Below are 3,990 nucleotides of genomic sequence, written 5' to 3'. Positions count from 1 at the left end.
CTACGGATGGTGCGGCTGGGGCGGCCGATCAGCACGATCCCGCCAAATCAGGGCGGGGCGCGGCATTTTGCAGGCGAACTTTGTGCCCTTCAAGGGATTATGACGGGTGACGGAAAATTAACTACAAGTCACCCCGTGACCGAATGTCGCAACCAACTGCCTCAATCCCTTGCAGACCGTGCTTTTCAAGGATTCTGGCCGAAATTGAAGAATTTACACATCGGCCGTATGAATGATGCGGCATCGCCTAGAAATAGTGGCGCAAAGCCGCGTCATCAGGCGCTTGTGGGACGTTTGTACGACTTCTCGATACAGTTTGCTGTTATGCGACAAATACGTATATCTGTAGGGCTTTAATTTAGCTGACTACGGGGTCAAGTAAGCTTTGAGAGCCTTTATCCCTCTAGGCTGTAGCTGTGCGCCTGATTTACCAGCCAGTCTCGAAATGCCCTTAATGATGCGGATTCGACCTTTCGCTCAGGAATCATCAGGTAATAAGCCTTGATGCTGGACAGTGCTTGCGGGTTGGCGATCACCAAGCGTTTCTCTTTCAACTCCCTTTGAATCAGGAACGGCGGGATCAGGGCGATGCCCATGTCGTGCATGGCTGCCTGGGCGAGCATGGAAAATAGCTCGTAGCGGGGGCCTGTCATGTCTCGCGGGACATTCAGGTGTTGGGAGTCGAACCATTGGCGCCAGGCATAAGGGCGGGTGGTTTGTTGCAGGAGAGGTAAGTCGGCAATTTCGTCGGGTGTCAGACCGGTCTTGTTTCCGAGCAGGTTGGGGCTACAAACGGGCATCGGATTTTCACCCATCAGTCTGTGGGATTCTGTACCCGACCAATCTGCGTCACCGAAGTAGATGGCGGCGTCGAAATCCGTGTCGGCGAACAGGAACGGGCGCGTGCGGTTGGTCAGGTTGACCGTTACTTCCGGGTGTTTTTGCTGGAAATCTTTAAGTCGCGGCAACAGCCATTGGGTGCCGAAGGTCGGAACCACGGCCAGCTCGATCACGTTGGTGCCTTGCTGGCCCATCACGGACAAGGTGTCGCGCTCAACGGCATCGAGTTGAGTGGCCACTCGACGGCTGTAGGAGAGTCCGGCTTCCGTCAGCTTGACCCCGCGCCGCGAGCGTCGGAACAGTTCCACGCTGAGGAACTCTTCAAGGCTGGCGATCTGTCGGCAAATCGCCCCTTGGGTCAGCGACAGTTCCTGGGCGGCCTTGGTGAAGCTCTCGTGGCGCGCTGCGGCCTCGAAGCTGATCAGGGCGGTGGTGCTGGGTATCTTTCTGCGCATGTACGTCAACCTCACTAATACATCGCATAAAGGCTCTTTCACGACGTTTCGGAGTGAGAAAATAGCACAACAGTATGCAAAATCCTCGTTTGCCGTGGCACCGATCCGGGCCTAGGATCAGTCCACGTTATTTGACCCGATTCGAGAGGACACACTCATGGGCGGTAAAGCTAGCTTCAACTGGATCGATCCCCTGCTGCTGGATCAACAGCTCACTGAAGAAGAACGCATGATTCGCGACACGGCTGCGCAGTTTGCTCAGCAGAGCCTTGCGCCGCGCATTCTTGAAGCTTTCCGTCATGAGAAGACCGATCCGGCGATCTTCCGCGAAATGGGCGAAGTCGGCCTGTTGGGTGCAACCATCCCCGAGCAGTACGGTGGCAGCGGCCTGAACTATGTCAGTTACGGCCTGATCGCCCGAGAGGTCGAGCGCATCGACTCCGGCTATCGCTCGATGATGAGCGTGCAGTCCTCGCTGGTGATGGTGCCAATCAATGAATTCGGTACCGAGGCGCAGAAGCAGAAGTACCTGCCGAAACTGGCGTCGGGCGAGTGGATCGGCTGCTTCGGTCTGACCGAGCCTAACCACGGCTCCGATCCGGGCGCGATGATTTCTCGTGCGCGTAAAGTGGAAGGTGGCTACAGCCTCACCGGCAACAAGATGTGGATCACCAACAGCCCGATCGCCGATGTGTTCGTGGTCTGGGCCAAGGACGATGCCGGCGACATCCGCGGCTTCGTTCTGGAGAAAGGCTGGAAAGGCCTGAGCGCTCCGGCGATTCACGGCAAGGTGGGCCTGCGGGCATCGATCACCGGTGAAATCGTGATGGACAACGTGTTTGTGCCGGAAGAGAACATCTTCCCGGACGTCCGTGGTCTGAAAGGTCCTTTCACTTGCCTCAATTCTGCACGTTACGGCATCTCGTGGGGTGCGCTGGGCGCGGCCGAGTTCTGCTGGCACACCGCTCGCCAGTACACCCTGGATCGTCAACAGTTTGGTCGCCCGCTGGCCGCTACCCAGTTGATCCAGAAGAAGCTGGCCGATATGCAGACTGAAATCACCATGGCGCTGCAAGGCTGCCTGCGTCTGGGTCGTATGAAGGACGAAGGGACTGCTGCTGTCGAAATCACTTCGATGATGAAGCGCAACTCTTGCGGCAAGTCCCTGGATATCGCGCGCATGGCTCGCGATATGTTGGGCGGCAACGGCATCTCCGATGAATTCGGTGTCGCGCGTCACCTGGTCAACCTGGAAGTGGTGAACACCTATGAAGGTACGCACGACGTCCATGCACTGATCCTCGGTCGTGCGCAAACCGGCCTCCAGGCGTTCTATTAAGGAGAACGTCCATGGGCGCGCTATCGCATCTACGGGTACTGGATTTATCGCGGGTGCTGGCCGGACCTTGGGCCGGGCAGATCCTGGCCGACCTTGGCGCTGAAGTGATCAAGGTCGAGCGTCCGGGTAACGGCGATGACACGCGCGCCTGGGGACCGCCGTTCCTTAAAGACGCTTATGGCGAGAACACCAGCGAGGCCGCCTATTACTTGTCGGCCAATCGCAACAAACAATCGGTCACCATCGACTTCACTCGCCCTGAAGGGCAGAAGCTGGTGCGTGAACTGGCGGCCAGGTCGGACATCCTGATCGAGAACTTCAAGGTCGGCGGTCTGGCGGCTTATGGTCTGGACTATGAATCGCTGAAGGCGATCAATCCGGATCTGATCTATTGCTCGATCACCGGGTTCGGCCAGACCGGTCCTTACGCCAAGCGTGCGGGTTATGACTTCATGATCCAGGGGCTGGGCGGCCTCATGAGCCTCACGGGGCGACCTGAAGGCGAAGAAGGCGCGGGGCCGGTGAAGGTTGGCGTGGCGCTGACGGACATCCTGACCGGGCTGTATTCGACTGTCGCGATCCTCGCAGCGCTTGCGCATCGGGATCACGATGGCGGGGGGCAGCATATCGATATGGCTCTGCTGGACGTGCAGGTGGCTTGTCTGGCCAACCAGGCTATGAACTACCTGACGACAGGCAATGCGCCTAAACGCCTGGGTAATGCTCATCCGAACATCGTGCCTTATCAGGATTTTCCTACGGCGGATGGCGATTTTATCCTTACCGTCGGGAACGATGGGCAGTTTCGCAAATTCGCGGAAGTGGCCGGGCAGCCGCAGTGGGCGGACGATCCGCGTTTTGCGACCAACAAGCTGCGGGTGGCAAACAGGGCAGTACTGATCCCGCTGATCCGCCAGGCGACGGTGTTCAAGACGACCGCTGAATGGGTGGCGCAACTGGAGCGGGCTGGCGTGCCCTGCGGGCCTATCAATGACGTGGCGCAGATGTTTGCCGACCCTCAGGTCAAGGCGCGCGGGTTGGCTATCGAGCTGCCGCATGCGCTGGCCGGGAGGGTGCCTCAGGTGGCGAGCCCGATTCGACTGTCTGAAACGCCGGTGGAGTACCGTTTTGCGCCTCCTCTGCTGGGCGAGCACACACTGGAGGTTTTGCAGCGGGTGTTGGGCCTGGATGCCGGGGCGGTGTCCGCATTCAAGGCTTCTGGCGTTCTCTGATAGGTCTCTTCTATATAGAGGAGAGTTTCGGCTCCTCTATATAGGCTCCTTTTGGGGGGGGGTTGCTGCTTTGTGCAGCATATTGATAGAAAACCTAAATCAGTGCTTGACGGCAGATTTCAAA

Annotated in this window: 4 protein-coding genes; 3 read left to right on the top strand and 1 reads right to left on the bottom strand. The window is 58.1% G+C overall.

Annotated features, from left to right (window positions below):
• On the top strand, positions 1-357 hold a 357-nt coding region (locus ACM6J5_RS16285), incomplete at its 5' end, for a hypothetical protein (RefSeq protein ID WP_414928964.1).
• A 38-nt stretch (positions 358-395) separates the two neighbouring features.
• Here the strand turns inward: ACM6J5_RS16285 and ACM6J5_RS16280 are convergent.
• Entirely contained in the window at positions 396-1,295 is a 900-nt protein-coding gene (locus tag ACM6J5_RS16280) for a LysR family transcriptional regulator (RefSeq protein WP_095946415.1), read from the bottom strand.
• A 157-nt stretch (positions 1,296-1,452) separates the two neighbouring features.
• Here ACM6J5_RS16280 and ACM6J5_RS16275 point away from each other — a divergent pair, with 157 nt between their 5' ends.
• Both ACM6J5_RS16275 and ACM6J5_RS16270 read left to right on the top strand, forming a co-directional pair.
• Positions 1,453-2,634 carry an acyl-CoA dehydrogenase gene (locus ACM6J5_RS16275; RefSeq protein WP_095946414.1) on the top strand — a complete coding sequence of 394 codons (1,182 nt, stop codon included), beginning with the start codon at positions 1,453-1,455 and terminating at the stop codon, positions 2,632-2,634.
• An 11-nt stretch (positions 2,635-2,645) separates the two neighbouring features.
• Positions 2,646-3,866 carry a CaiB/BaiF CoA transferase family protein gene (locus ACM6J5_RS16270; RefSeq protein ID WP_414928963.1) on the top strand — a complete coding sequence of 407 codons (1,221 nt, stop codon included), beginning with the start codon at positions 2,646-2,648 and terminating at the stop codon, positions 3,864-3,866.
• Positions 3,867-3,990 lie beyond the last annotated feature (124 nt).

It is taken from the genome of Pseudomonas sp. IT-P74, assembly GCF_949768175.1.
GTDB lineage: Bacteria > Pseudomonadota > Gammaproteobacteria > Pseudomonadales > Pseudomonadaceae > Aquipseudomonas.
This window is presented reverse-complemented; position numbering and strand designations above follow the sequence as displayed.